2 protein-coding genes are annotated in these 1119 nt (G+C 72.3%); both read left to right on the forward strand.

Features of this window, described 5'->3' with window-relative positions; translation table 11 throughout:
• Nucleotides 1–111: 111 nt before the first annotated feature.
• Entirely contained in the window at nucleotides 112–774 is a 663-nt protein-coding gene (locus tag ACYVE7_RS34420) for a response regulator transcription factor (RefSeq protein ID WP_460370808.1), read from the forward strand.
• Nucleotides 775–862: 88 nt separating this feature from the next.
• A partial coding sequence (locus tag ACYVE7_RS34425) for a hypothetical protein (RefSeq protein WP_460370810.1) occupies nucleotides 863–1119 on the forward strand: 257 nt, incomplete at its 3' end.

Raw genomic sequence — 1119 nt, forward strand, 5'->3', positions numbered from 1 at the left:
CGGCACCTGCACGTTCCATCCGCGTCCCGGCGGCGGCACCCGCGTCACCGCCGACCTCCCCACCGCGAACGTGCCCACCCGCCCGCACCGCGAACACCGCCAAGGAGCCGCATGACCGCCAGGCCACGCGTCCTCATCGCCGACGACCACCCCGTCTACCGCGACGGCCTGCGCCTCATGCTGGCCTCCACCGACGCCGTCGACATCGTCGGCACCGCCGCCGACGGCCGCCAAGCCGTCGACCTGGCCGCCGAGACCCGTCCCGACGTCGTCGTCATGGACCTGCAGATGCCCCACCTCGACGGCATCGAGGCCACCCGGCGGATCGTCGCCCACCGCCCCGCCACCGGCGTCCTGGCCCTCACCATGCACGACGACGACGAATCGGTGTTCGCCGCCATGCTCGCCGGCGCCCGCGGCTACCTCGTCAAAGGCGCCGACCAGGAGGAGATCCTGCGGGCCATCACCTCCGTCGCCCACGGCGAGGCGATCTTCGGGCCCGCGCTCGCCGCCCGCGTCACCCGGTACTTCACCGTGCTGGCCTCCACCCGTCCGACCGCGGGGATCAGCCCCTTCCCGCAGTTGACCGCCCGCGAGAACGACGTCCTGGCGCTGATCGCCGCCGGGCTCACCAACCCGCAGATCGCGGCCCGGCTCTATCTGTCGCCCAAGACCGTCCGGAACCGTGTTTCGAACGTGTTCGCGAAACTGCAGGTCGCGGACCGTGCTCAGGCGATCGTCCAGGCCCGCGAGGCCGGTCTCGGCCGCCAATGATCTCGACAAACAGAACATTTGGTATCAAATAGGGCGTCGGTTGAATTCACGGGTTACACCGGGCGCGCACGCCACTTACTCTTGCGGAGTGTCCGGCAGATCCCGTCCCCCCGCCGACCTGCTCAGGTCGAGCCCAGAACCGCCCCGCCCGCCCCGCAAGGCCCGCTCCCGCAGAGCGGAGATCATCGCCGGCGTGGTCCTCGTGGCGGGCGGCACCATCGCCGGGATCACCCTCGCCACCGACCGCGACCCCGCCCCCGGCGGCGGCACCCCGCTGCCCGGGCTGAAAGCCGCGTCCGGCGGCGAGCAGACCACCCCAGCGGGCGGACTCTTCCCCGGCGACGG

The organism is Actinocorallia lasiicapitis, from assembly GCF_054778695.1.

Coding starts and splice junctions, on each gene's coding strand:
- ACYVE7_RS34420 (WP_460370808.1), top strand. CDS start 112: ATGACCGCCAGGCCACGCGTCCTCATCGCCGACGACCACCCCGTCTAC.